At 61.4% G+C, this 20,975-nt stretch carries 23 protein-coding genes; 19 read left to right on the forward strand and 4 right to left on the reverse strand.

What is annotated here, in order from left to right; genetic code table 11:
• Nucleotides 1-176 precede the first annotated feature (176 nt).
• The 4 genes from AC07FD_RS38775 (at nucleotide 177) to AC07FD_RS38790 (ending at nucleotide 3,536) form a co-directional block, all read left to right on the forward strand.
• The gene (locus AC07FD_RS38775; RefSeq protein WP_478354098.1) at nucleotides 177-1,145 is read left to right on the forward strand and encodes a helix-turn-helix domain-containing protein; all 969 of its coding nucleotides are present in this window, start codon (nucleotides 177-179) and stop codon (nucleotides 1,143-1,145) included.
• A gap of 146 nt (nucleotides 1,146-1,291) precedes the next feature.
• The gene (adh, locus tag AC07FD_RS38780; RefSeq protein WP_477303483.1) at nucleotides 1,292-2,809 is read left to right on the forward strand and encodes an aldehyde dehydrogenase; all 1,518 of its coding nucleotides are present in this window, start codon (nucleotides 1,292-1,294) and stop codon (nucleotides 2,807-2,809) included.
• A 68-nt stretch (nucleotides 2,810-2,877) separates the two neighbouring features.
• Complete coding sequence (locus AC07FD_RS38785; RefSeq protein ID WP_478354099.1) at nucleotides 2,878-3,225, forward strand: DUF779 domain-containing protein; 348 nt, start codon at nucleotides 2,878-2,880, stop codon at nucleotides 3,223-3,225.
• 5 nt (nucleotides 3,226-3,230) lie between these two features.
• On the forward strand, nucleotides 3,231-3,536 hold the full coding sequence (locus AC07FD_RS38790) for a DUF1858 domain-containing protein (RefSeq protein ID WP_478354100.1): 306 nt from the start codon (nucleotides 3,231-3,233) through the stop codon (nucleotides 3,534-3,536).
• Here the strand turns inward: AC07FD_RS38790 and AC07FD_RS38795 are convergent.
• Nucleotides 3,533-4,237 (reverse strand): Crp/Fnr family transcriptional regulator, encoded by a 705-nt coding sequence (locus AC07FD_RS38795; protein WP_478354113.1) that lies wholly within the window; start codon nucleotides 4,235-4,237, stop codon nucleotides 3,533-3,535. The genes AC07FD_RS38790 and AC07FD_RS38795 overlap by 4 nt on opposite strands.
• A gap of 247 nt (nucleotides 4,238-4,484) precedes the next feature.
• Between AC07FD_RS38795 and AC07FD_RS38800 the strand changes: the two genes are divergently transcribed.
• The 5 genes from AC07FD_RS38800 (at nucleotide 4,485) to AC07FD_RS38820 (ending at nucleotide 8,311) form a co-directional block, all read left to right on the forward strand.
• Entirely contained in the window at nucleotides 4,485-4,931 is a 447-nt protein-coding gene (locus AC07FD_RS38800) for a pseudoazurin (protein WP_478354101.1), read from the forward strand.
• Between the two features lie 319 nt (nucleotides 4,932-5,250).
• Complete coding sequence (gene nirK, locus AC07FD_RS38805; RefSeq protein ID WP_478354102.1) at nucleotides 5,251-6,354, forward strand: copper-containing nitrite reductase; 1,104 nt, start codon at nucleotides 5,251-5,253, stop codon at nucleotides 6,352-6,354.
• Nucleotides 6,355-6,426: 72 nt separating this feature from the next.
• The gene (locus AC07FD_RS38810) at nucleotides 6,427-7,299 is read left to right on the forward strand and encodes a formylglycine-generating enzyme family protein (protein ID WP_478354103.1); all 873 of its coding nucleotides are present in this window, start codon (nucleotides 6,427-6,429) and stop codon (nucleotides 7,297-7,299) included.
• A gap of 26 nt (nucleotides 7,300-7,325) precedes the next feature.
• Nucleotides 7,326-7,775 (forward strand): group III truncated hemoglobin, encoded by a 450-nt coding sequence (locus AC07FD_RS38815; protein ID WP_478354104.1) that lies wholly within the window; start codon nucleotides 7,326-7,328, stop codon nucleotides 7,773-7,775.
• A gap of 104 nt (nucleotides 7,776-7,879) precedes the next feature.
• Nucleotides 7,880-8,311 (forward strand): potassium channel family protein, encoded by a 432-nt coding sequence (locus AC07FD_RS38820; RefSeq protein ID WP_477225707.1) that lies wholly within the window; start codon nucleotides 7,880-7,882, stop codon nucleotides 8,309-8,311.
• Between the two features lie 13 nt (nucleotides 8,312-8,324).
• Here AC07FD_RS38820 and hemN read toward each other — a convergent pair whose 3' ends face one another.
• The gene (gene hemN, locus AC07FD_RS38825; RefSeq protein WP_478354105.1) at nucleotides 8,325-9,674 is read right to left on the reverse strand and encodes an oxygen-independent coproporphyrinogen III oxidase; all 1,350 of its coding nucleotides are present in this window, start codon (nucleotides 9,672-9,674) and stop codon (nucleotides 8,325-8,327) included.
• Between the two features lie 158 nt (nucleotides 9,675-9,832).
• On the opposite strand from hemN, the gene AC07FD_RS38830 reads away from it, so the two are divergent.
• Complete coding sequence (locus AC07FD_RS38830; protein ID WP_477225705.1) at nucleotides 9,833-10,561, forward strand: Crp/Fnr family transcriptional regulator; 729 nt, start codon at nucleotides 9,833-9,835, stop codon at nucleotides 10,559-10,561.
• A 110-nt stretch (nucleotides 10,562-10,671) separates the two neighbouring features.
• Here AC07FD_RS38830 and AC07FD_RS38835 read toward each other — a convergent pair whose 3' ends face one another.
• Nucleotides 10,672-11,088, reverse strand: a complete 417-nt coding sequence (locus AC07FD_RS38835) for a hemerythrin domain-containing protein (RefSeq protein ID WP_478354114.1) — start codon at nucleotides 11,086-11,088, stop codon at nucleotides 10,672-10,674.
• Between the two features lie 252 nt (nucleotides 11,089-11,340).
• Between AC07FD_RS38835 and ccoN the strand changes: the two genes are divergently transcribed.
• The 9 genes from ccoN to AC07FD_RS38880 all read left to right on the forward strand — a co-directional run bounded on the left by ccoN (nucleotide 11,341) and on the right by AC07FD_RS38880 (nucleotide 20,183).
• The gene (ccoN, locus tag AC07FD_RS38840) at nucleotides 11,341-12,951 is read left to right on the forward strand and encodes a cytochrome-c oxidase, cbb3-type subunit I (protein WP_478354106.1); all 1,611 of its coding nucleotides are present in this window, start codon (nucleotides 11,341-11,343) and stop codon (nucleotides 12,949-12,951) included.
• 12 nt (nucleotides 12,952-12,963) lie between these two features.
• On the forward strand, nucleotides 12,964-13,695 hold the full coding sequence (gene ccoO / locus AC07FD_RS38845; protein WP_095080473.1) for a cytochrome-c oxidase, cbb3-type subunit II: 732 nt from the start codon (nucleotides 12,964-12,966) through the stop codon (nucleotides 13,693-13,695).
• 12 nt (nucleotides 13,696-13,707) lie between these two features.
• Nucleotides 13,708-13,857, forward strand: a complete 150-nt coding sequence (locus tag AC07FD_RS38850) for a CcoQ/FixQ family Cbb3-type cytochrome c oxidase assembly chaperone (protein ID WP_023759205.1) — start codon at nucleotides 13,708-13,710, stop codon at nucleotides 13,855-13,857.
• Nucleotides 13,858-13,859: 2 nt separating this feature from the next.
• Nucleotides 13,860-14,723 carry a cytochrome-c oxidase, cbb3-type subunit III gene (ccoP, locus tag AC07FD_RS38855; RefSeq protein ID WP_478354107.1) on the forward strand — a complete coding sequence of 288 codons (864 nt, stop codon included), beginning with the start codon at nucleotides 13,860-13,862 and terminating at the stop codon, nucleotides 14,721-14,723.
• A 186-nt stretch (nucleotides 14,724-14,909) separates the two neighbouring features.
• Entirely contained in the window at nucleotides 14,910-16,469 is a 1,560-nt protein-coding gene (gene ccoG / locus AC07FD_RS38860; protein WP_478354108.1) for a cytochrome c oxidase accessory protein CcoG, read from the forward strand.
• Nucleotides 16,466-16,963 (forward strand): FixH family protein, encoded by a 498-nt coding sequence (locus AC07FD_RS38865; protein ID WP_478354109.1) that lies wholly within the window; start codon nucleotides 16,466-16,468, stop codon nucleotides 16,961-16,963. Before ccoG ends, AC07FD_RS38865 begins: the two co-directional genes overlap by 4 nt.
• Nucleotides 16,960-19,248: a heavy metal translocating P-type ATPase gene (locus AC07FD_RS38870; RefSeq protein WP_478354110.1), complete on the forward strand. Its 2,289-nt coding sequence runs from the start codon at nucleotides 16,960-16,962 to the stop codon at nucleotides 19,246-19,248. Before AC07FD_RS38865 ends, AC07FD_RS38870 begins: the two co-directional genes overlap by 4 nt.
• A complete protein-coding gene (gene ccoS / locus AC07FD_RS38875) occupies nucleotides 19,245-19,397 on the forward strand; it encodes a cbb3-type cytochrome oxidase assembly protein CcoS (RefSeq protein ID WP_457153287.1) in 153 nt (50 codons plus the stop codon). The genes AC07FD_RS38870 and ccoS overlap by 4 nt, the downstream gene beginning before the upstream one ends.
• 87 nt (nucleotides 19,398-19,484) lie before the next feature.
• Nucleotides 19,485-20,183: a CBS domain-containing protein gene (locus AC07FD_RS38880; protein ID WP_478354111.1), complete on the forward strand. Its 699-nt coding sequence runs from the start codon at nucleotides 19,485-19,487 to the stop codon at nucleotides 20,181-20,183.
• A 220-nt stretch (nucleotides 20,184-20,403) separates the two neighbouring features.
• Here the strand turns inward: AC07FD_RS38880 and AC07FD_RS38885 are convergent.
• Nucleotides 20,404-20,975: hypothetical protein (locus tag AC07FD_RS38885; RefSeq protein ID WP_478354112.1), on the reverse strand; the 572-nt coding region annotated here is incomplete at its 5' end.

Consider the following 20,975-nt stretch of genomic DNA (forward strand, 5'->3'; position numbering starts at 1 on the left):
ATGACCATCGGCTCGGCCAAGCATGGTGGGGAGTGGTTTGCCCTTCTAGTTCTTCCGACGAATTGACAGTGTGACGATTGAAAGCGGAAAAGCGGGCGCAATGACAGCTTGACCCTGTCTTGCAGTTGACCTGATCCAGGGCCTGAAAGGGAGAGTTGAGGTTTGGGAGGATAAGCATGGGCGAGGATCTATCCGGTCATCATGCCGACCGCATTCAGGCCGCGATCGCTTCGGACGCCGCGGCGAAGTCCGCGCTGGTTGCCTCCTGGCGACGGTCTTCCAATTTGCATCGGCTCAATCCGACCGATTGCAGTCCCCCACGTTATCTTACAGAGGCGGAATTCGGAGAGGCCCGGCAACGCAGCGAGCCGCTCGTCCGTGCTGCCCAATCGAGTCTGGACCGGCTCTATCTTGCCGTGGGTGGCGTCGGGTGCTGCGTCCTTCTCGCCGACCGCGACGGCGTGCCGGTCGAACGGCGCGGCGCCCCAGTGGATGACGAGACGTTTCATTCCTGGGGCTTGTGGACCGGCTCCGTCTGGAACGAACAGAGCCAGGGCACCAACGGGATCGGCACCTGCCTGGTTGAACAGCGCGCACTGACAATCCATCGCGACCAGCATTTTCATACGCGCAACACGGGGCTCAGTTGTACCACCGCTCCGATCTACGATCACCAGGGGGATCTTGTGGCTGCGCTTGACGTGTCTTCCTGCCGGGCCGATCTGACCGAAGCCTTCGCCAACCTTATCTCGGTGGCCGTGGTCGACGCGGTGCGTCGGATCGAGGCGGAGAACTTCAGGATAGCATTCCCGAAGGCGCGAATTCTGCTGGCGCCGGTGACCGACAGAGGTTCGGGCGCGCTGATCGCGGTTGATGCGGACGACCTTGTGGTCGGCGCGACCCGTTCGGCACGCCTGGCGCTTGGAATTACGCAACGGTGTCTCGACAGGCCGATGCCCGCCGCAGATCTGCTTGGTTGGGGCGAGAGCGGCCCAGAAGTCCTCGCCGAGGCTGAACGCGGCGTGTTGCAGCGGGCGCTGGCGCGAGCAGACGGAAATGTCTCTGCTGCGGCCCAGGCGCTTGGCATCAGCCGGGCGACGCTGCACCGCAAGCTCAACCGCCTGGATGTGCACAGGCCTCACTGACCTTCCGAATCCTCGCATGACTGTCGCAATTCTGCGACACATGCCGCCCGCCCGCTGTCCTCGGCACGGTGACAATAGCGGCGGAAATCGCAAGTCTCCCTTCCCAAGCGTCGCATTCCGCGGCGTCAGCTCTGGGAGGAAGACACATGAACAAGGTAGAATTCTCACGCTCGGTCAAGGCGCCCTTCGACAAGCGTTACGGCAATTTCATCGGCGGCAAATGGGCCGAGCCGCGCTCCGGCCGCTACTTCGAAAACCACTCGCCGGTGAACGGCCAGCTGCTGTGCGAGGTGGCGCGTTCGGATGCGCAGGACATCGAGGCAGCGCTGGACGCCGCGCACGCCGCCAAGGACGCCTGGGGGCGCACCAGCGTCGCCGAGCGCTCGCTTATCCTCAACCGCATCGCCGATCGCATGGAGGAAAACCTCGATCTCCTCGCATGCGCCGAAACCTGGGACAACGGCAAGCCAATCCGTGAAACGACCGCCGCCGACCTGCCGCTCGCCATCGACCATTTCCGCTATTTCGCCGGCGCCGTGCGCGGCCAGGAAGGCAGCCTTTCCCAGATCGACGACGATACCGTCGCCTATCATTTCCACGAGCCGCTCGGCGTGGTCGGCCAGATCATCCCGTGGAACTTCCCGCTGCTGATGGCCTGCTGGAAACTTGCTCCCGCGCTTGCAGCCGGAAACTGCGTCGTGCTGAAGCCTGCCGAGCAGACACCGGCGGCCATCCTGCTCTGGGCCGATCTTGTCGGCGATCTGCTGCCGCCAGGCGTGCTCAACATCGTCAACGGTTTCGGCCTCGAGGCCGGCAAGCCGCTCGCATCCTCGCCGCGCATTGCCAAGATAGCCTTTACCGGCGAGACGACGACGGGCCGGCTGATCATGCAATATGCCAGCCAGAACCTGATCCCCGTCACGCTGGAACTGGGCGGCAAGTCGCCCAACATCTTCTTCAAGGATGTTGTCGCCGAGGACGATGACTTCTTCGACAAGGCGATCGAAGGCTTCGTCATGTTCGCGCTGAACCAGGGCGAAGTCTGCACCTGCCCAAGCCGTGCGCTCATCCATGAATCGATCTACGACACCTTCATGGAACGCGCCCTCAAGCGCGTCGAGGCGATCGTGCAGGGCGATCCGCTTGACCCGGCGACGATGATCGGTGCCCAAGCCTCGTCCGAGCAGCTGGAAAAAATCCTGTCGTATATCGACATAGGCCGCCAGGAAGGCGCCGAGGTGCTGACCGGCGGGTCGCGTAACGTCCTGCCCGGCGATCTGGCGGGTGGCTATTACGTCAAACCGACGGTGTTCAAGGGCCACAACAAGATGCGCATCTTCCAGGAGGAGATTTTCGGACCGGTGGTTTCGGTCACGACCTTCAAGGACGACGATGAAGCGCTGGCGATAGCCAACGATACGCTCTATGGCCTGGGCGCCGGCGTCTGGACGCGTGACGGCAACCGCGCCTATCGCTTCGGCCGCGCGATCCAGGCCGGCCGCGTCTGGACCAACTGCTACCACGCCTATCCCGCGCATGCGGCCTTCGGCGGCTACAAGCAGTCCGGCATCGGCCGCGAGACCCACAAGATGATGCTCGACCACTACCAGCAGACCAAGAACATGCTGGTCAGCTATAGCCCGAAGAAGCTCGGCTTCTTCTGATCCCCTCTTTGGCTCACAGCGCGGCTCCGCGAGGGGCCGCGCCCCCCATTCTGAATCCGGAAAAGACCATGCATGCGAAGGTCACGGCGACGCCGGCAGCCCTTGAACTGATCGCAGAGATCGTTGCCGAGCATGGACCGGTGCTGTTCCACCAATCCGGCGGCTGCTGTGACGGTTCTTCGCCTATGTGTTATCCGCGTGCCGGTTTCATCGTCGGCGACCATGATGTGCTGCTCGGCCACATCGAAGACGCGCCCTTCTACATCGGGTACATCGGGGCTTCGCAATTCGAGGCCTGGAAGCATACCGATCTCATCATCGACGTAGTGCCTGGTCGCGGCGGCATGTTCTCGCTGGACAACGGACGGGAGAAGCGGTTCCTGACGCGGTCGACGATCTGCGCCGTTCATAGGTGATGAGGGTGCAATCGGCTGCTTCCTCTTTGTCCCAGCGCAACGAGCATCCCGGAAATCAGATGCAGCATGTCCGCTTCCAAGCGTGGGCAAGCGGCATGAAACGCAAATTCAGCGACGATGCGACGATGGACGAAATCATGCACCGGTCGCCGGCGGCCATCCGGGTGGTGCTCCAGCACGGCATGCTTTGCGTCGGCTGCCCGATTGCTTCGTTCCATACCGTTTCCGACGCGGCACGCGAGCACGATCTGAACGAGGAACAACTCGGCTCCGATTTGCGGGCCGCGATCGAAAGCACCAACCCTGACTAACTTTTCTCGGCGCGGCCTTCCGCGATCAGAAGGAGCCGGTGAGGTTCGACCACGGTCACCCTCTGGCGTCCACTTTTGACCAATCCCTGGTCTTCCCAGGCCGAGAGCAACCGGCTCACCGTATGGAGCGTTGTTCCCGTCATCTCGGCAATGTCCTGACGAGAGATCGGGAAGTCGATCAGGATTCCTTCCTCTGTCTTCCTGCCAGCCTGCTTGACCAGCTTGAGCATCGCATGGGCGACGCGCTGTTCCACCTGTTCTGTGGCCATCTCGATGACGCGCGTATGAGCGTCCTGCAGCCTGGTGCCCACGGCTTTGTAGGTGTTGGCACTGAAGCTCGGGAAATTTGCTGCGAAGGTCGGCCATAGATGGCTTGCCCAGGCAAGAACCACACAATCGACGGCAGCGATCGCATTTGCCGGATAGGTGGTGCGGCCAAGCGCGTGGGCGATGCCCATCAACTCGCCTGGACTTATGTACCGCACAGTCACCTCGTGACCGTCCGGGGTTGATTTCACGACGCGCACATGTCCGTCGAGCAGCAGGAAAAAGGAATGTGCATCCTGCTCCTGCTCGAACACCGGCTGGTCCTTGGCGATCCGGAGCGACCTGGCCTGGCCGACGATGCGGTCGAGATCCGTGGCGGCCACGCCCTCAAAGACAGAAAGCCCTGCAATCAGCGAGCGATCGAGGCTAACCAACTCTGTCCCCTCCCGAATTTGACCGCGGCCCATGCATCCAAGCCGGTCTGCCAAAGAGTGTCTCTCACGGCGACTGATGCGGGGCAAGGGGCGCATGCTTTGGCTCTCGTCCATGCGCCACGCCACACGAGGGCGCCAAGGATGTTTTTGCTCATGAGTTTGCGCCAGCGCAAATCGCCAAGCCGCCTGATGGCCTAGAAGAAGGCAACGGTTGAAGCCGTGACGAACTCAAGAAAAGGATTTCCAAATGAAACTGCCACTGATCGCCGCGGCCATCGCCCTGCTCTCCGTCGCCGGTGTCGCGAATGCCGAAGAACACGTCGTGCAGATGCTGAACAAGGGCGAGAAAGGTTCGATGGTCTTCCAGCCCGCCTTTGTTCGGGCAGTGCCCGGAGACACGATCAAATTTGTGCCGACCGACAAATCCCACAATGCCGAGAGCATCAAAGGAATGATCCCGGAGGGTGCTGAAGCTTTCAAAGGGAAGCCCAGCGAAGAAATAATCGCGACCCTCACCAAGGAGGGCGTCTATGGCGTCAAGTGCGCTCCACATTACGGCATGGGCATGGTTGCGCTGATCGTGGTCGGCAAGCCCGCCAACCTGGAAGCGGCGCAGGCCGTCAAGCAGGTCGGCAAAGCCAAAACCGTATTTGCCGAACTGTTTGCCGAAGCGACCAAGACTGCTTCCAACTGAGCCTTTTCCAGGATGCCCTCCGGTTGGCGATCTTCCGGAGGCAGAGGCCGGACAGACCGAGGGAGCGGTCTGGTCCGGCCTATTTCATATGGGTCTCGATTGGCAGTCCGCGACACGATCCTCCCGTCCCCAGCGGTTGCCTTATCCAAGGTTGCTGATCTGGAGTTGGCAGTCAGTGAACCTCGGCCGGCCGGGCTCGGCTGCTCGCCCCGTCAATCGAGCAACGCAACAAATGAAATCAGATTTGCGCCAGCGCAAAGACGTGGCCCGCGAGCAGACTATTCTTAGCGCATCAGATCGGTGAACAAAGGAGATGGAAATGCTTACGAGACGAGAAGCTTTGTTAGGTTCTGTCCTTACCGCGGCCGCAGCCGCGGCCGTTGTTGCAATGCCGGTTGTGGCAAGTGCAGCCGAAGTTGCAAGTCTACCGCGCGAAAAGGTCACCCTCGTCGCGCCGCCGTTCGTCCACGCCCATGACCAAGTGGCCAAGGGCGGTCCAAAGGTCGTCGAATTCACCATGACGATCGAGGAGAAGCCGATGATCATCGATGCCGACGGCACGCAGCTCAATGCGATGACCTACAACGGCTCGATTCCGGGCCCTCTGATGGTCGTGCATCAAGACGACTATATCGAACTGACGCTGATCAATCCCGAGACCAACACGCTTGCCCATAATATCGATTTCCACGCCGCCACCGGCGCGCTTGGCGGCGGCGGCCTGACCCTGGTCAATCCTGGCGAACAGGTCACGCTGCGCTTCAAGGCGACGCGTACGGGGACCTTCGTCTACCACTGTGCGCCTGGCGGCGCGATGATCCCGTGGCATGTCGTGTCGGGGATGAGCGGAGCAGTGATGATATTGCCGCGCGACGGCCTCAAGGACGACAAGGGCAAGCCCGCTCGCTATGACCGCATTTTCTACATCGGCGAGCACGATTTCTACGTCCCCCGCGACGAGCAGGGGAAATTCAAGAAATACGAAACAGCCGGCGACAATTACGATGATACGGTCAAGGTCATGCGCGGGTTGATCCCCACCCATGTCGTGTTCAACGGCAAGGCGGGATCGCTGACTGGCGACAACGCGATGAGGGCGAAGGTCGGCGAAACGATACTGATCGTTCATTCGCAGGCCAATCGTGACACACGCCCGCACCTGATCGGCGGCCATGGCGACTTTGTCTGGGAACAGGGCAAGTTCGCCAACCCTCCGGCCAAGGACCTGGAAACTTGGTTCATCCGCGGCGGGTCGGCTGGGTCGGCGCTCTACACGTTCCGGCAGCCAGGCATCTACGCGTATGTGAACCACAATCTGATCGAGGCGGTGGAACTTGGCGCAACCGCGCACTTTGTCGTCGACGGAACCTGGGACGACGATCTGATGATGCAGGTCGAAGCACCCAAGCCGATCGCCTCGTAAACGGGAGATCCGATCTTCAGTGCAACCTTGCGGCGGAGCCAACAGGTTGCACGTGCGGCCGGACTTGGTGCCATGCCCTTCGATCCTGTCTTCACATTCGGAACAACTGCGGCTGCCGCACTGATCGGCTTGGGCATAACCCATGCGCTCGACAGGGCTTCATTGGAATTCCCGCCACCTGTCGCCGTGAGCGAACTTGTGGTCCTGGGGCCCGGTTCGTTCGAGCACCCACAGCCCGGCGAATTCCTCAAGCAGAACCATACCGTCGCAGCGCCTGTGGTGCAGGAAACCATCGATGCGCCATTGGAAATCATGAAATACCAGGTAAGCGTGTCGGACTATGGACTTTGCGTGGCGGACGGTGCCTGCAAGCCCGCCGACTCGCGCAAGATCGGCAACGTGCCGGTCACCGGCGTCAGCCACATCGATGCCGAAGCCTATGCGACCTGGCTGTCAGCCCGCACAGGCGAGGCATGGCGGTTGCCCACGGATGTGGAGTGGGCTTACGCCGCCGGCGAGCGGTTCAAAGGTGACATCGACGGTGGCGAAAGCGACCCGAACAACCCGGCGCGACGGTGGCTGACACAGTATCGCCAGGAGGCTGCGCTCGGACGCAAACCTGATCCCGAGCCGAGAGCTCAAGGCGCCTTCGGAACCAATTCAAAGGGCCTGTCGGACATTGCAGGCAATGTCTGGGAATGGACCTCGACATGTTATTCGCACGCCACGATAGGCAGCGACGGAAAGCGCACCGCGATTTCGATCGACAATTGTGGAGTGCACGCTGTGGAGGGCTTCCACCGCACCTATATGTCGAACTTCATTCGGGACGGTAAGAGCGGCGGCTGCGCCGTCGGAACGCCGCCCGACAATCTGGGTTTCCGGCTTGTACGCGACCGGACAGGTTTCTTTCAAACCACCATTCGCAGCTTGGGATTGACCTGACTGCAGCAGAATCAAGAGTTGCACGAATGACTTCAAAATCCGCTCCGGTTGACCGGGCACGTCCTGTCGCGGAACAGGCTCTGAACCATAGCGGCGTTGATCGAACTTCGATCGGGAAACTGGTCCGCGAATTCTATGCAAAGGTCAGACAGAACGAGCGTCTCGGTCCGATTTTCGCGCGCGAGATCACCGGGGATTGGGAGCCTCATCTCGAGAAAATGACGGACTTCTGGTGTTCTGTCATCCTAAAGAGCGGCGACTATCACGGACGCCCGGTGCCGGCGCACCTCAAACTCAAGGGTGTCAGCGAGGCCGATTTCGATATCTGGCAGGCCCTCTTCGGCCAGACGGCGGCCGAACTCTTCGTCCCGGAAACGGCGGCGGTGTTTGTCGACAGAGCCGAGCGGATCGCGGCAAGCCTGAAACTGGCGATGTTCTTTCGCCTTGGTCCCGCCGCGCCAGGCGCACGCCAATAGGCGAACTTGGCGAAACCCGACCGATTGCTTCAAGGCTCGAAAGGCCAGCGCCAGGTTTGATTTTACGCAAGGAAAGCGTCCCTCGCGGCTCCTAGTTTCCTCGCATGGCTCTCAACCTCTTCGTCGGCACGATCGTCATAAGCCTGACGGTCGTCATTCACACCTTCGGCCTCATTGCCGTCACTCGTGCGATGGGGCATCTGGTGGCGCGATTTCGCATGCATGGTCGTCGAAGCCGGGTCGTTGCAATGATCAGCGTGGTGATGGGCCTTTTTGCCGTCATGACCGCCGAGGTCTGGTTGTGGGCAGGAGTGTACCGCCTGCTCGGCGTCCTGCCCGACTTCGAGACCGCGCTGTACTTTTCAACCATCACCTTTTCGACCGTCGGCTATGGCGACGTGGTGCCGGCCCATGACTGGCGCGTGCTGGCGGCGCTGGAAGGCGTGAACGGCTTTCTTCTGCTCGGCTGGTCGACCGCCTATCTCATCGCGGCCGGAACGCGCATCGGCCCGTTCAGGGCTGGCGAGCACTTTTGACCCGGACGGACGCTCAGACCGCTACCGAATGCCTGGCCTTGCCGGCTTCAAGATATTTGTCGAACTTCGCCGCGATGCTTCTCACAAAGGGGCGACTTTCCGCCGGCACGACGAAGCTGTCGCCATCGAGTTCAAGCAACCGCGCAGGACGATCAAGAGCAGTGGAACTTGCCTTGAGCAGAAGCCTTTGGCCAGCATCGCCAAAGCGCTCCACCAGCTCGATCGCCGAAAAGGCGAAGTCGCACATCAGCCTCTCGATGATCCAGCCGCGAACACGGTCGTCGTCGGAAAATGCAATACCGCGGACAGCCGCCAGCCCACCGTCTGAGACCATGCGCCCATACTCGGCGGTCGACGGCATGTTCTGCGCATAGCCTTGGCGAAATTGACTGATGGATGATGGGCCGAGGCCGATCAGCGTTTCGCAGCGATCCTCCGTGTAGCCTTGGAAATTGCGGCGCAAGCAGCCGGTTCGGGCTGCTACGGCCAACGCATCGTTGGGCTTGGCGAAATGGTCGAAGCCGACGGCTTCATATCCTGCGTTCAGCATAAGACAAGCGGCCAGCTGTGATTGAGCAAACCGCTCCGCCGAACCCGGCAACCATGCCTCGTCGATCATCGTCTGATGCTTCTTGAACCAGGGCACATGTGCGTAGCCAAACAATGCCATCCTGTCCGGTTCCAGGGTCAACGCCTGCGCGACGGTGGAGGACACGCTCTCCCTGGTCTGGTGCGGCAGGCCGTAGAGCAGGTCCAGATTGACCGATTCGACACCGCGCGTGCGAACGCCGTCGACGACCGCTTTGGTCTGCAAAAAGCTCTGCTCGCGGTTAATTGCCTTTTGCACCTTCGGGTCAAAATCCTGGACGCCGAGGCTCGCCCTGGTCATGCCGATCTCGGCAAGCGCATCGAGGCGGGCGTCATCCATATCATTGGGATCGATTTCGACGCTGATCTTGGCGTCCGGAAGAAAATCGAAGCTCACCCGCAATGCTTTCCCCAGCTCCACCATGTCCTCGGGCTTCAGCATCGTCGGAGAGCCGCCACCTAAGTGGACGGCGCGCACCTCGGCCTTGCCACCGACAATGCGGGCGATAGTGGCGATCTCGGCATGCAAAGAGCGGAGATAGGCCGCTACCGGGTCATAGTGACGTGTCTGCTTTGTGTGGCAGGCGCAGAACCAGCAGAGCCTGTCGCAGTAGGGAATATGCAGATAGAGGGAAATCTCATCGCCATTCCCGAGCGCCTCCAGCCAGCCTCGACAGACAGTGGCATCGACCCCCGGATGGAAATGCGGCGCGGTCGGATAGCTCGTGTAGCGCGGCACGTTGTCGCCAAGCCTGGCAGCTAGTTCCGGTCGCATGTCGCCATCCCTTGTGTTTGCATGGCCAGGAAAATGGCCGCGACGGGACGCCAATGCCTTGATTTCGGTCAAAGCCCTTGCACCGGACAAACTGCCACAAGGCGTTTTCAATGGGCCGATGCTATTTTGCCGATACTCTGGATCCTCGGACGATCGTGATGACAGTGCGTGAGGATATTCATAGCGCCGGCATTCCTGTGCTTTGCCAATCATGCGAGGCAAGGCATCGCGGCGTTTGCGGTGCCCTCGACCCCGACCAATTGGTTGGGCTCGCCAAGACCTCGTCAAGGCACAGTGTCGAGCCGGGCAGCGAACTGATCGGCGACGCCGAAACCGTCGACAGCTACTCGAACGTGCTTTCCGGCGTGGTGAAGCTGACGAAGAGCCTTTCTGACGGACGCCAGCAAATCGTCGGCCTCCAGTTCGCGCCGGACTTTCTGGGACGACCTTTCAAGGTGGAAAGCGAGATCAACGCGGAAGCGGCGACCGCTGTCTCCCTTTGCTCGTTTCCGAAGACAGCGATCGAACGGATGATGAAGCAATCGCCGGAGCTCGAGCATCGCCTGCTCAAGCAAACGCTGAACGAACTCGACGAGGCGCGCGACTGGATGGTGACGCTGGGACGCAAGACCGCCGCGGAAAAAGTGGCGAGCTTTCTGCTGATGATTGCCAGAAACATCGATCCCACGCTCGATCCAGCCACCAACGCGACGAGCTTCGACCTGCCGCTCACGCGCGCAGACATCGCCGACTTCCTCGGCCTGACGATCGAAACGGTGAGCCGCCAATTGACCCGGCTGCGGACAGACGGCGTGATCCGGATCGACAACAACCGCCATGTGACGGTGGACAGCCTCACCCGGTTGGCGAGCCGCTCTGGCGCCTAGAGCCGGATGATTTCAGGTTGAATCGACCTGAAAGCTGAATCTGCCTCTAAATCAAAGCGATAGAGCATGATTTCGGCCGAAAACCGCCTCACACTTTTCGGCATTATGCTCTAGTCCCGGTCGACGATCCCGATCATCGGAAGGACGTGCTCACGTTCAAACGCGATGTGCCGGCGCAAGTTCTCGAACAGGCCGCGCAACATGAAGCCGATGGGTTCGGGATTCTCGACTGTCTCACCATGACCGATGGCCAATAATATTTCGGTCACTTCACTGGCAAAGCATTCGTCTTCCACATGTTCGGCCCGCAATCGCCGGGTTGAGGCAAGGTTCGCACCGCCGCCGGTCAAAGCGGCATCGTAGGCGGGAAAGATGACCGTCTCTTCGTATCGATGAATGTTGCGCAGCAACGGAACGATCGCGTTGGCCGTGCCGAGACATTTCAGACGATCGACGCTGGGCAATGCGTCTGCAATTCTCTCCAGGGCATCGCAGAGCTGCAGCTTTTCCCTGTGCGCGCGCTTCATCACCGCGGCCGGGACCGCTTCTCTGCAGGATCGATCGGCTGGTGCGGGATTTTCATCGCCTGCTCCGAACAGCGACGTTCCCGGTCCTTTCGTCTGGTTCAACGGCGGCCCCCGGTTGGTTTGCAAGACCACGCTGCCCAATCCGAAAGCGCTGAGCTTTGACATGGATCAAGGCGGTGACACTGTGGCTGAGGAATTGGTGTCCAGGCGGATTGGCGTCCGCGCATCGGAATCCGAGGTCGGGGACCTGTCATGAAATTCGGCACACAAATCTTCGCTTTGGCCCTTTTTACATTTGCGGCTCTGGTGGCCGCTGGCTTCGGTGTGGACGAGCCCTTCCGGCAGCACATGTGGGTGCTGTTTTTTGTGCTGCTCGGTTTTGTCGCCGTGCTTATCCGCAACACGAGCTTTGAAGCTGCCGCTCCCATCGACGCATCCGCTTACATGGATGGGCCAGTCCGTTACGGCGCCATCGCCACCATGTTCTGGGGCATCGTCGGCATGCTGGTCGGCGTGGTCATCGCGCTGCAGCTCGCCTACCCCGATCTCAACATCCAGCCCTGGTTCAATTTCGGCCGTTTGCGGCCGCTGCATACGTCGGGCGTGGTCTTCGCTTTCGGCGGCAACGCGCTGCTTTGCACGTCCCTGTATGTCGTGCAGCGCACCTGCCGCGCGAGGTTGTTCGGCGGCGATCTCGCCTGGTTCGTGTTCTGGGGTTACCAGCTCTTCATCGTCATGGCGGCGACCGGCTATCTGCTCGGCATCACCGAGAGCCGCGAATACGCCGAACCCGAATGGTATGTGGACATCTGGCTGACCATCGTCTGGGTCGCCTATCTCGTCCTGTTCCTCGGCACGATCCTGAAGCGCAAGGAACCGCATATCTACGTCGCCAACTGGTTTTACCTGTCCTTCATCGTGACCATCGCGATGCTGCATGTGGTCAACAACCTGTCGATGCCGGCCTCCTTCCTGGGCTCCAAGAGCTATTCCGCCTTTTCCGGGGTGCAGGACGCGCTGACGCAGTGGTGGTACGGCCACAACGCCGTCGGCTTCTTCCTGACCGCCGGGTTCCTCGGCATGATGTATTACTTCGTACCCAAGCAGGCGAACCGGCCGGTCTACTCCTACCGGCTGTCGATCATCCATTTCTGGGCGATCATCTTCCTCTACATCTGGGCCGGTCCGCATCATCTGCACTATACCGCCCTGCCCGACTGGGCGCAGACGCTCGGCATGGTGTTCTCGATCATGCTGTGGATGCCGTCATGGGGCGGCATGATCAACGGGCTGATGACGCTGTCGGGCGCCTGGGACAAGCTCCGCACCGATCCGATCATCCGCATGATGGTGATGGCCATCGCCTTCTACGGCATGTCGACCTTCGAGGGGCCGATGATGTCGATCAAGACGGTCAACTCGCTGTCGCACTATACCGACTGGACCATCGGCCACGTCCACTCCGGCGCGCTCGGCTGGGTCGGCATGATCTCATTCGGCGCGATCTACTACATGGTGCCGAAGCTCTGGAACCGTGAACGCCTCTACTCGCTGCGGCTGGTCACCTGGCATTTCTGGCTCGCGACGCTCGGCATCGTCGTCTACGCGGCGGTGATGTGGGTGTCCGGCATCATGCAGGGCCTGATGTGGCGCGAATACGACGAGCAGGGCTTCCTGGTCTACTCCTTCGCCGAAACCGTCGCCGCCATGCATCCCTATTATGTCATGCGCGCCATCGGCGGGGCCATGTACCTCTCCGGTGCCCTGATCATGGCCTGGAACATCACCATGACCATCCTCGGATACCAGCGCGCGGAAGAGCCGATGCCGGGCTCCGCACCCTCCCTGCAGCCTGCCGAATAAGGAAGCCAGAGAATGAGCCTGATGGACAGACATGCACTCATCGAGAAGAACGCCACGCTTCTTCTCGTTGGCTCTCTTCTTGTGGTGACCGTAGGCGGCATCGTCGAGATCGCGCCGCTCTTCTATCTCGACAACACGATCGAGAAGGTCGAGGGCATGCGGCCTTACTCGCCGCTCGAACTTGCGGGACGCAATATCTATGTGCGCGAGGGCTGCTACCTCTGCCATAGCCAGATGATCAGGCCTTTCCGTGACGAGGTCGAACGCTACGGCCATTACAGCCTGGCGGCGGAGTCGATGTACGATCATCCTTTCCAATGGGGATCGAAGCGCACCGGACCGGACCTCGCCCGGGTTGGCGACCGTTACTCGAATTTATGGCACGTCGAGCACCTTGCAGATCCACGTTCGGTCGTCCCGGAATCGATCATGCCGAGCTACGCGTTCCTCAAAGACGCGCCGATCGACGTGAAGGACTTCTCGACGCATCTGGTCGCCAACAGGCGGGTCGGCGTCCCCTACAGCGATGACATGATCGCGCACGCCAATGCCGATCTGATGGCGCAGGCCGATCCCAACGCCGACACATCCGGCCTCGAAGCCCGCTATCCCAAAGCCAAGATCGGCGACTTCGACGGCAACCCGCAACAGGTGACCGAAATGGATGCCCTCGTTGCCTATCTGCAGATGCTCGGCACGCTGGTCGATTTCAAGAACTACGACGAAGCCGCCGGCTACCGCTGAGGAGTCTTATCCATGGATTACAATTTGATGCGAGAGTTTGCCGACAGCTGGGGTCTGGTCGCCATGGCGCTGTTCTTTGTCGGCGCAATCGCCTTCGCGCTCCGCCCCGGCAGCCGCAAGCTGGCCGACGAAGCCGCCCGGATTCCCCTTGAGGACGAGTGATCATGAGCGACGAGCACATCGACGAAATCTCTGGCGTCTCGACCACCGGCCACGAGTGGGATGGCATCCGGGAGCTGAACAACCCGCTTCCGCGCTGGTGGGTCGTCACGTTTTACGTCACCATCGTCTGGGCGATCGGCTACACCATCGCCTATCCGGCATGGCCGCTGCTGCACTCGGCAACCAAGGGCGTGCTTGGCTATTCCAGCCGCAACGAGGTCAAGAACGAACTGACCGCTGCTGAAGCCGCCAAGGGCAAGTATGTTGCGGCGGTGGAGTCCAAGAGCGTTTCGGAGATTGCCGCGGACGACACCTTGCGCGAGTTCGCGGTCGTTGCCGGTGGCGCCGCATTCAAGGTCAATTGCGTGCAATGCCATGGCTCCGGCGCCCAGGGCTCCAGGGGCTTTCCCAATCTCAACGACGACGATTGGCTCTGGGGCGGCAAGGCCGAGCAGATCCAGCAGACGATCACGCACGGCATCCGCTTCGCGTCCGATCCGGATACGCGCCTGTCGGAAATGCCTGCCTTTGGCGACATCATAACCGCTGACCAGATCGCTCAGGTGAGCGCCTACGTGGCCAGCCTTTCCGGCAAGGTTCAGGACGCAAGCCTGGTCGCGCCCGGCGCCAAGGTCTTTGCCGAAAATTGCGTCTCCTGTCACGGCGACAACGCAAAAGGCAACAAGGAACTCGGGGCTCCAGATCTGACCGACGCGATATGGCTCTATGGCTCCGGCGAAACAGCCATCGCCGCTCAGGTTCGCGCGCCGAAGCAGGGGGTAATGCCAGCCTGGGGCGCACGCCTGGGCGAAACCAAGGTCAAGGAACTGGCGGTCTACGTTCATTCGCTTGGCGGCGGAGAATAGGAAGCGGGGGCCTATTCTCATCCCTTCACCGCCCGAGCGACGAGGCCCGGCGTGTCCGGGCCTCGGTTTGTTTCGGCAACCCGGTTTGACTTGCATCAACGCGCGTGGCGCTGCCCTGCGGCAAGACTTCCCTACGCTGGCGGCCCAGGCATGGGCAGATTGCCGCCCGCGCCAGTGGAGGTGTATGTGCTGGACAATACGCAGGTAGAACGGCTCGAGGCCGAGGCGGTCAACTCCGCCAAAGTGCGCCAGCCGATGTATGCCGCGCGCAAGAAGATCTTCCCCAAGCGGGCCTCGGGCAGCTTTCGCCAGTTCAAATGGCTGGTGATGGCGATCACGCTCGGGATCTACTATTTGACACCGTGGTTGCGATGGGATCGTGGTCCGTTTGCTCCGGACCAGGCCGTGCTGCTCGATCTCGCCAACCGCCGCTTCTACTTCTTCTTCATCGAGATCTGGCCGCAGGAATTCTACTATGTGGCCGGCCTGCTGGTCATGGCCGGCGTCGGTCTTTTCCTGGTCACATCCACGGTTGGCCGTGCCTGGTGCGGATATACATGCCCGCAGACCGTATGGGTCGATCTGTTTCTGGTCGTCGAGCGGGCCATCGAGGGCGACCGCAACGCGCGCATGAAGCTCGATGCCGGGCCCTGGACCGCTCGCAAGCTCGTGCTGCGGATATCGAAGCACGCCATCTGGCTGGTCATCGGTGCGGCGACCGGCGGCGCATGGATCTTCTATTTCGCCGATGCGCCGACGCTGGTCGGCGAGCTCTTCACCGGCACTGCGGCACCCGTCGCCTACATCACCGTCGCCGTGCTGACGGCGACGACCTATACGTTCGGCGGGCTGATGCGCGAGCAGGTCTGCACCTATATGTGCCCATGGCCGCGCATCCAGGCAGCCATGCTGGACGAAAGTTCGCTCACCGTCACCTACAATGACTGGCGCGGCGAACCGCGCTCGCGTCACGCCAAGAAGGTGCACGCAGCAGGGCAGCCCGTTGGCGACTGCGTCGACTGCAATGCGTGTGTCGCGGTCTGCCCGATGGGGATCGACATTCGCGACGGCCAGCAGCTCGAATGCATCACCTGCGCGCTTTGCATCGACGCCTGCGACGGCGTCATGGACAAGCTTGGCAAGGAGCGCGGGCTGATCTCTTACGCAACGCTCTCCGACTACAACGCCAACATGATGCTGGCGACCGCGGGCGGCTCCGGTTCAGTCAATCCGTCGCTGGTCAGGACCGCTGATGGCCTGTTCTCCGACAAGGTGGCCCATTTCCATATTCGCAAGATCTTTCGCCCACGCACGTATGCCTACATGGGTTTGTGGTCGCTGATCGGCCTGGGCCTGCTCTATTCGCTGCTGACGCGCGACAGGCTCGAAGTCAACGTGCTGCATGACCGCAATCCGCAATTCGTCACGCTGTCCGACGGTTCGATCCGCAACGGCTACACGGTCAAGCTGCTCAACATGATCCCCGAGCCACGGACGATCGTCGTCACCATGCAAGGCTTGCCAGGGGCTGAAATGAACGTGGTCGGCGACGACATCCCGGCAGGCCGTTCCTTCGCCATTCCGGTCGAGCCCGACCGCCTGAAGATGCTGAAGGTCTTCGTGCGCCAGCCGGTCGATCAGATCCGCGGCATAGCGCAGACCTTCAAGTTCCGTGTCGAGGACAAGGCGAGTTTCGAGGCGGACGAATACACCGCCATTTTCAACGCGCCGGAGACCGCCAGATGAGTGCGAATACGCAGAAATCCCGCGAATTCACCGGCAGGCACATGTTGGCCATCATCCTTGCCTTTTTCGGAGTGGTGATCGCGGTCAATCTGACCATGGCGACGCTCGCCAACACGAGCTGGACCGGCCTTGTCGTCGAAAACACCTATGTGGCGAGCCAGCAATTCAACAAGCAGGCCGAGGAGGGTCGCGCGCAGGCAGCGCTCGGCTGGACCGGCAAGCTGACCATCGCATGGGGCGAAGTTCGCTACGAGCTCACCGACTCCGCCGGCAAGCCTGTTCCCTTGCGTGGCGTCAAGGTGCTGTTTCGCCATCCCGCCTACGAAAAAGAGGACAAGGCCGTCACGCTCACGCTCGCCTCCGGCCAGGAGTTTGCCGCGCAGCACATGCCGAAGGACGGCGTCTGGATCGTCGAGATCGACGCCGATGCCGGTCTGGCGAAACCCTATCGCGACGTCCGCAGGATCATGATTTCCCATGGAGCGCTGCAATGAGCTGTTGTGCGCCGGGCGCTGAAATGGCGCTGGATGTCTCGAGCACCACATCGGCCCTGCCGTCTAGCGAGGAGATCAGGCTGGCGAGCCGATCGCTTGGCGATGACCTTCGCCAGACCGATCTTTCCGTGCCGACAGTTCATTGCGCAGCCTGCATCCAGACGATCGAGACGGCGTTGGGAAAGCTCGATCGCGTCGAGGGTGCGCGCGTCAACCTGTCGACGAAGCGCGTCGCGGTCCGGTGGCGTGGGGACGAGGTTCCACCGTTCGTCGCCGCGATTGGGCGGGTCGGCTACCAGGCGCATCTCTTCGCTCCCGAGGCCGACGCGAAGGACAGGACGCTTTCGGAGTTGATCCGCGCCGTAGCGGTCGCCGGGTTCGCGGCGGGCAACATCATGCTGCTTTCGGTCTCTGTCTGGTCAGGTGCTGAAGGTGCAACCCGTGACCTGTTCCACTGGGTCTCGGCGCTTGTCGCCATCCCTGCCCTCGCCTTCGCCGGCGGCATCTTCTTCCGCTCGGCCTGGAATGCGTTGCGCCACGGCCGCATGAACATGGACGTGCCTATCGCGGTCGGGGTGTCGCTCGCCTACGCCATGAGCCTCTATGAGACGATCAACCATGGCGATCACGCCTATTTCGATGCGTCGGTGTCGCTGCTGTTCTTCTTGTTGATCGGCCGCACGCTGGATCATGTCATGCGGGAACGTGCCCGGACCGCCGTGAAAAGCCTGTCGCAGCTGGCGGCGCGTGGCGCAATGGTCCTGCGCAGCGATGGTGCACGCGATTACTTGCCGGTTGGCGAGATCGAACCAGGCATGTTGCTGCTGATCGCAGCCGGCGAAAGGATACCCGTCGACGGCAAGATCATTCAGGGGGCTTCGGATCTCGACTGCTCGCTGGTTTCCGGCGAGAGCACGCCGAAAACCGTGGCGTCGGGGGAACGGGTTCAGGCCGGTACGCTCAATCTCACCGGCTCGCTGACGATCGAGGCGACAGCCGCCGCGAAGGATTCATTCCTGGCGGAAATGGTTCGCCTGATGGAGGCCGCCGAGGGCGGCCGGGCGCATTATCGCCGGATCGCCGATCGCGTTTCGGCGCTCTATGCCCCTGTGGTTCACCTGACCGCCTTCGTGACGTTCCTTGGCTGGATGGCGGCAACCGGCGACTGGCATAGGGCGATCACCATCGCCATTGCTGTTCTCATCATCACATGCCCGTGCGCGCTCGGCCTCGCCGTGCCGATCGTTCAGGTGGTCGCCGCGCGGCGCCTGTTCGAGAACGGCATCATGGTCAAGGACGGTTCGGCCATGGAGCGCCTGGCGACGATCGATACAGCGGTGTTCGACAAGACCGGAACGCTCACGCTTGGACAGCCCCGGCTCGTCAATGCGGCCTCGATCGACCCGGCCATGCTGGCAATTGCAGCCGACATGGCCGCGCACTCGCGTCATCCGTTTTCGAAGGCCATCGCCGGATTTGCCACACCTGGCGGGCAGCACAAATTCGATGCCGTGGCCGAGCATCCAGGGTTTGGGATCGAAGCCGCCGACGCGGGAGCTATCTGGCGGCTGGGCCGACGCGGATGGGCCGGATGGAAGGCCCGGACCGGAGGCGAAGGCAAGCATGGCTATGGCGGAACGGTCCTGACGAAAGACGGCATCATCGTCGCCACCTTCGATTTCGAGGATGCGCTGCGTGCCGATGCCAGGGCGGCCGTCGAGCGATTGAACGATGCCGCGGTGTCGGTGCAAATGCTGTCTGGCGATACCGCAGGCGCCTGCGCCGAAGTCTCGAAAATTCTGGGTGTCGGCGACTTCGTTGCGTGCCTGCTGCCGTCCGGCAAGCTCGAATGCATCGAGACCCTGGCGAAAGACGGACACAAAGTCCTGATGGTTGGCGACGGCCTCAACGACACGCCTGCGCTGAGCGCGGCGCATGTCTCGATCGCACCGGCCACCGCAGCCGACATTGGCCGCAACGCGGCGGACTTCGTATTCCTGCGCGAGAGCCTTCTGGCCGTGCCTCTTGCGCTGGACGTCTCGCGGAAAGCCGGGCGGCTGATACGCCAGAACATCGCGATCGCGATCGTCTACAATGCCGTCGCCGTGCCGATCGCGATCCTGGGACATGTCACGCCATTGATTGCGGCGATCGCCATGTCCGCCTCCTCGCTGCTGGTTATTGGCAACGCGCTACGGCTGCAGGGCTTTGGGCCGCACGCACCAGCAAGAAGCACCGCGGCCGACAGGCGCGCCGGCTTTGGTGCACTGGCACGATCCTCATGACGACGCTCGTCTACCTCATACCTGTGGCGCTGTTCCTCGGCGCGCTCGGGCTGGCCGGCTTCCTGTGGGCCTTGAGGAGCGGTCAATACGAGGACCTCGACGGTGCGGCGGAACGGATACTCATCGACCGAGACGACAAGTCAAATTGACGTCCTCGACGCCAGAGATGACGCAGATCAAGGCATGCCTCGCACAAGGCCCCGATAATGATGCGATAGATGTTGGAGGAGGCAGACATGCAAGCCGAAGCCATAATGACCGCTCCGGTCATCGGAATAGAACCAACAGCATCGATCTCCGATGCAGCAGGGTTGATGCTCTCCAAGAAGTTCAGTGGCCTTCCCGTCATTCGCAGCGACGGCACGCTGGTGGGCATTGTCAGCGAGGGCGATTTCCTGCGCCGGGGAGAACTCGGCACCAACCGCAAACGCTCACGCTGGTTGGAGTTTCTAGTGAGCCCCGGAAGAGCCGCTGACGAATATGTTCAAGCCAACGGACGCCGTATCGAGGAGGTGATGACGACTGATGTCGTCACGGCATCGCCGGGCGTATCACTGCCCGAGATCGTCGAGCTCATGACGTGCCATCGCGTGAAACGCATTCCGGTTGTCGACGATGGGAAAGTCGTTGGCATCATCACCCGATCCGACATCCTGCGTGCGCTGCTCACCGTCCTGTTGGTGGCCCCTTCGGCAGCCAGGGACGACGAACGGATCCGACAGCACATCATCGCCGAGCTTGCGACGCAGAAAGGGGCCGGCAAGGACATGATCGACGTGACCGTGGACAACGGGGTGGTGGAGCTGAGCGGCGCCATCTTCGACGAACGCGAGCGCCAGGCGGCCATTGTCGCCGCCGAAAACATCGCCGGCGTAAAGGCAGTGAAGGATAGGCTTTTCTGCCCGGGGCCGCTGTCGGTCGTGCTCGTCTCTTAGTTAAGCACTAAAGAATTCGCGGACTCCGCATTGCACGACCCGACATTCGAATTGGCGAAATGTCCGCGTTGACCCTAGATCAAGGCTACCGCTATCAACGGTCGAAGCAGCAATAGGGCGAATAGAACAAGCGCCGCGCCCGCGACTCTGTCTGCCACTTTTTTGCCTCCGTTCAGCCGCCTGCCGAGCAATATCCACATCGACCCGGTGGCAGCCGTGGTCACCAGCAGCACGATCCAGAAGAGGCCCAGTTCGTACGGCCCGCTTCCACCGGCACGATTGCCAGACAATAGATAAAGGCTTTCGGGTTGAGTGCAGTGGTTGCCAGAACTGAAAGGCTATCGCCGCCGTCGGACGTGTCGACTCGGTCTGTGCCTATCAGACGCAGGCCAAGAATTACGAGCCATACAGCTGCGATCAGCTTGAGCACCTGGATGGCGCCGGACGGCAGCAAGGGTCGCAGCAAAAGCCAGCAGGCCGCTGCGATCCCGTAGCCGCAGGCCTGTGCGACCAGGAGTGTAATTGCCTTCTCTCGCTTGACCGCCCCCGCCATCAGAAGAGCGTTGGTCGGCCCGGGCGCGATAAAGAGCAGAAATGCTTCTAGGAAAAACAGAGTGTCCAAAACTGCCTGGTCCCGTGGATGCAAATGTTTCACAGAAGAATTCGGTTTGACGCGTTGACTCTCGTCAGCCCCAAACGTCGAACGGCATTCGCAGACCTCTTTGCTGCAAGCAAGCTCTAGGTGTGGAGCCTCAACAGGTTGTCCCCGGTTATGGCGAGGCGACTGATAGG

The sequence above is a fragment of the Mesorhizobium waitakense genome (assembly GCF_056431085.1).

What these genes read in the sequence shown, in the direction of transcription:
- ccoN (WP_478354106.1), top strand. Translation starts at nt 11,341, where the DNA reads ATGAAATTCGGCACACAAATCTTCGCTTTGGCCCTTTTTACATTTGCG.
- ccoS (WP_457153287.1), top strand. Translation starts at nt 19,245, where the DNA reads ATGACGACGCTCGTCTACCTCATACCTGTGGCGCTGTTCCTCGGCGCG.
- AC07FD_RS38880 (WP_478354111.1), top strand. Translation starts at nt 19,485, where the DNA reads ATGCAAGCCGAAGCCATAATGACCGCTCCGGTCATCGGAATAGAACCA.
- adh (WP_477303483.1), top strand. Translation starts at nt 1,292, where the DNA reads ATGAACAAGGTAGAATTCTCACGCTCGGTCAAGGCGCCCTTCGACAAG.
- AC07FD_RS38810 (WP_478354103.1), top strand. Translation starts at nt 6,427, where the DNA reads ATGCCCTTCGATCCTGTCTTCACATTCGGAACAACTGCGGCTGCCGCA.
- ccoO (WP_095080473.1), top strand. Translation starts at nt 12,964, where the DNA reads ATGAGCCTGATGGACAGACATGCACTCATCGAGAAGAACGCCACGCTT.
- AC07FD_RS38865 (WP_478354109.1), top strand. Translation starts at nt 16,466, where the DNA reads ATGAGTGCGAATACGCAGAAATCCCGCGAATTCACCGGCAGGCACATG.
- hemN (WP_478354105.1), bottom strand. Translation starts at nt 9,674, where the DNA reads ATGCGACCGGAACTAGCTGCCAGGCTTGGCGACAACGTGCCGCGCTAC.
- AC07FD_RS38870 (WP_478354110.1), top strand. Translation starts at nt 16,960, where the DNA reads ATGAGCTGTTGTGCGCCGGGCGCTGAAATGGCGCTGGATGTCTCGAGC.
- nirK (WP_478354102.1), top strand. Translation starts at nt 5,251, where the DNA reads ATGCTTACGAGACGAGAAGCTTTGTTAGGTTCTGTCCTTACCGCGGCC.
- AC07FD_RS38775 (WP_478354098.1), top strand. Translation starts at nt 177, where the DNA reads ATGGGCGAGGATCTATCCGGTCATCATGCCGACCGCATTCAGGCCGCG.
- AC07FD_RS38815 (WP_478354104.1), top strand. Translation starts at nt 7,326, where the DNA reads ATGACTTCAAAATCCGCTCCGGTTGACCGGGCACGTCCTGTCGCGGAA.
- AC07FD_RS38850 (WP_023759205.1), top strand. Translation starts at nt 13,708, where the DNA reads ATGGATTACAATTTGATGCGAGAGTTTGCCGACAGCTGGGGTCTGGTC.
- AC07FD_RS38785 (WP_478354099.1), top strand. Translation starts at nt 2,878, where the DNA reads ATGCATGCGAAGGTCACGGCGACGCCGGCAGCCCTTGAACTGATCGCA.
- AC07FD_RS38830 (WP_477225705.1), top strand. Translation starts at nt 9,833, where the DNA reads ATGACAGTGCGTGAGGATATTCATAGCGCCGGCATTCCTGTGCTTTGC.
- AC07FD_RS38820 (WP_477225707.1), top strand. Translation starts at nt 7,880, where the DNA reads ATGGCTCTCAACCTCTTCGTCGGCACGATCGTCATAAGCCTGACGGTC.
- AC07FD_RS38835 (WP_478354114.1), bottom strand. Translation starts at nt 11,088, where the DNA reads ATGAAGCGCGCGCACAGGGAAAAGCTGCAGCTCTGCGATGCCCTGGAG.
- ccoP (WP_478354107.1), top strand. Translation starts at nt 13,860, where the DNA reads ATGAGCGACGAGCACATCGACGAAATCTCTGGCGTCTCGACCACCGGC.
- AC07FD_RS38800 (WP_478354101.1), top strand. Translation starts at nt 4,485, where the DNA reads ATGAAACTGCCACTGATCGCCGCGGCCATCGCCCTGCTCTCCGTCGCC.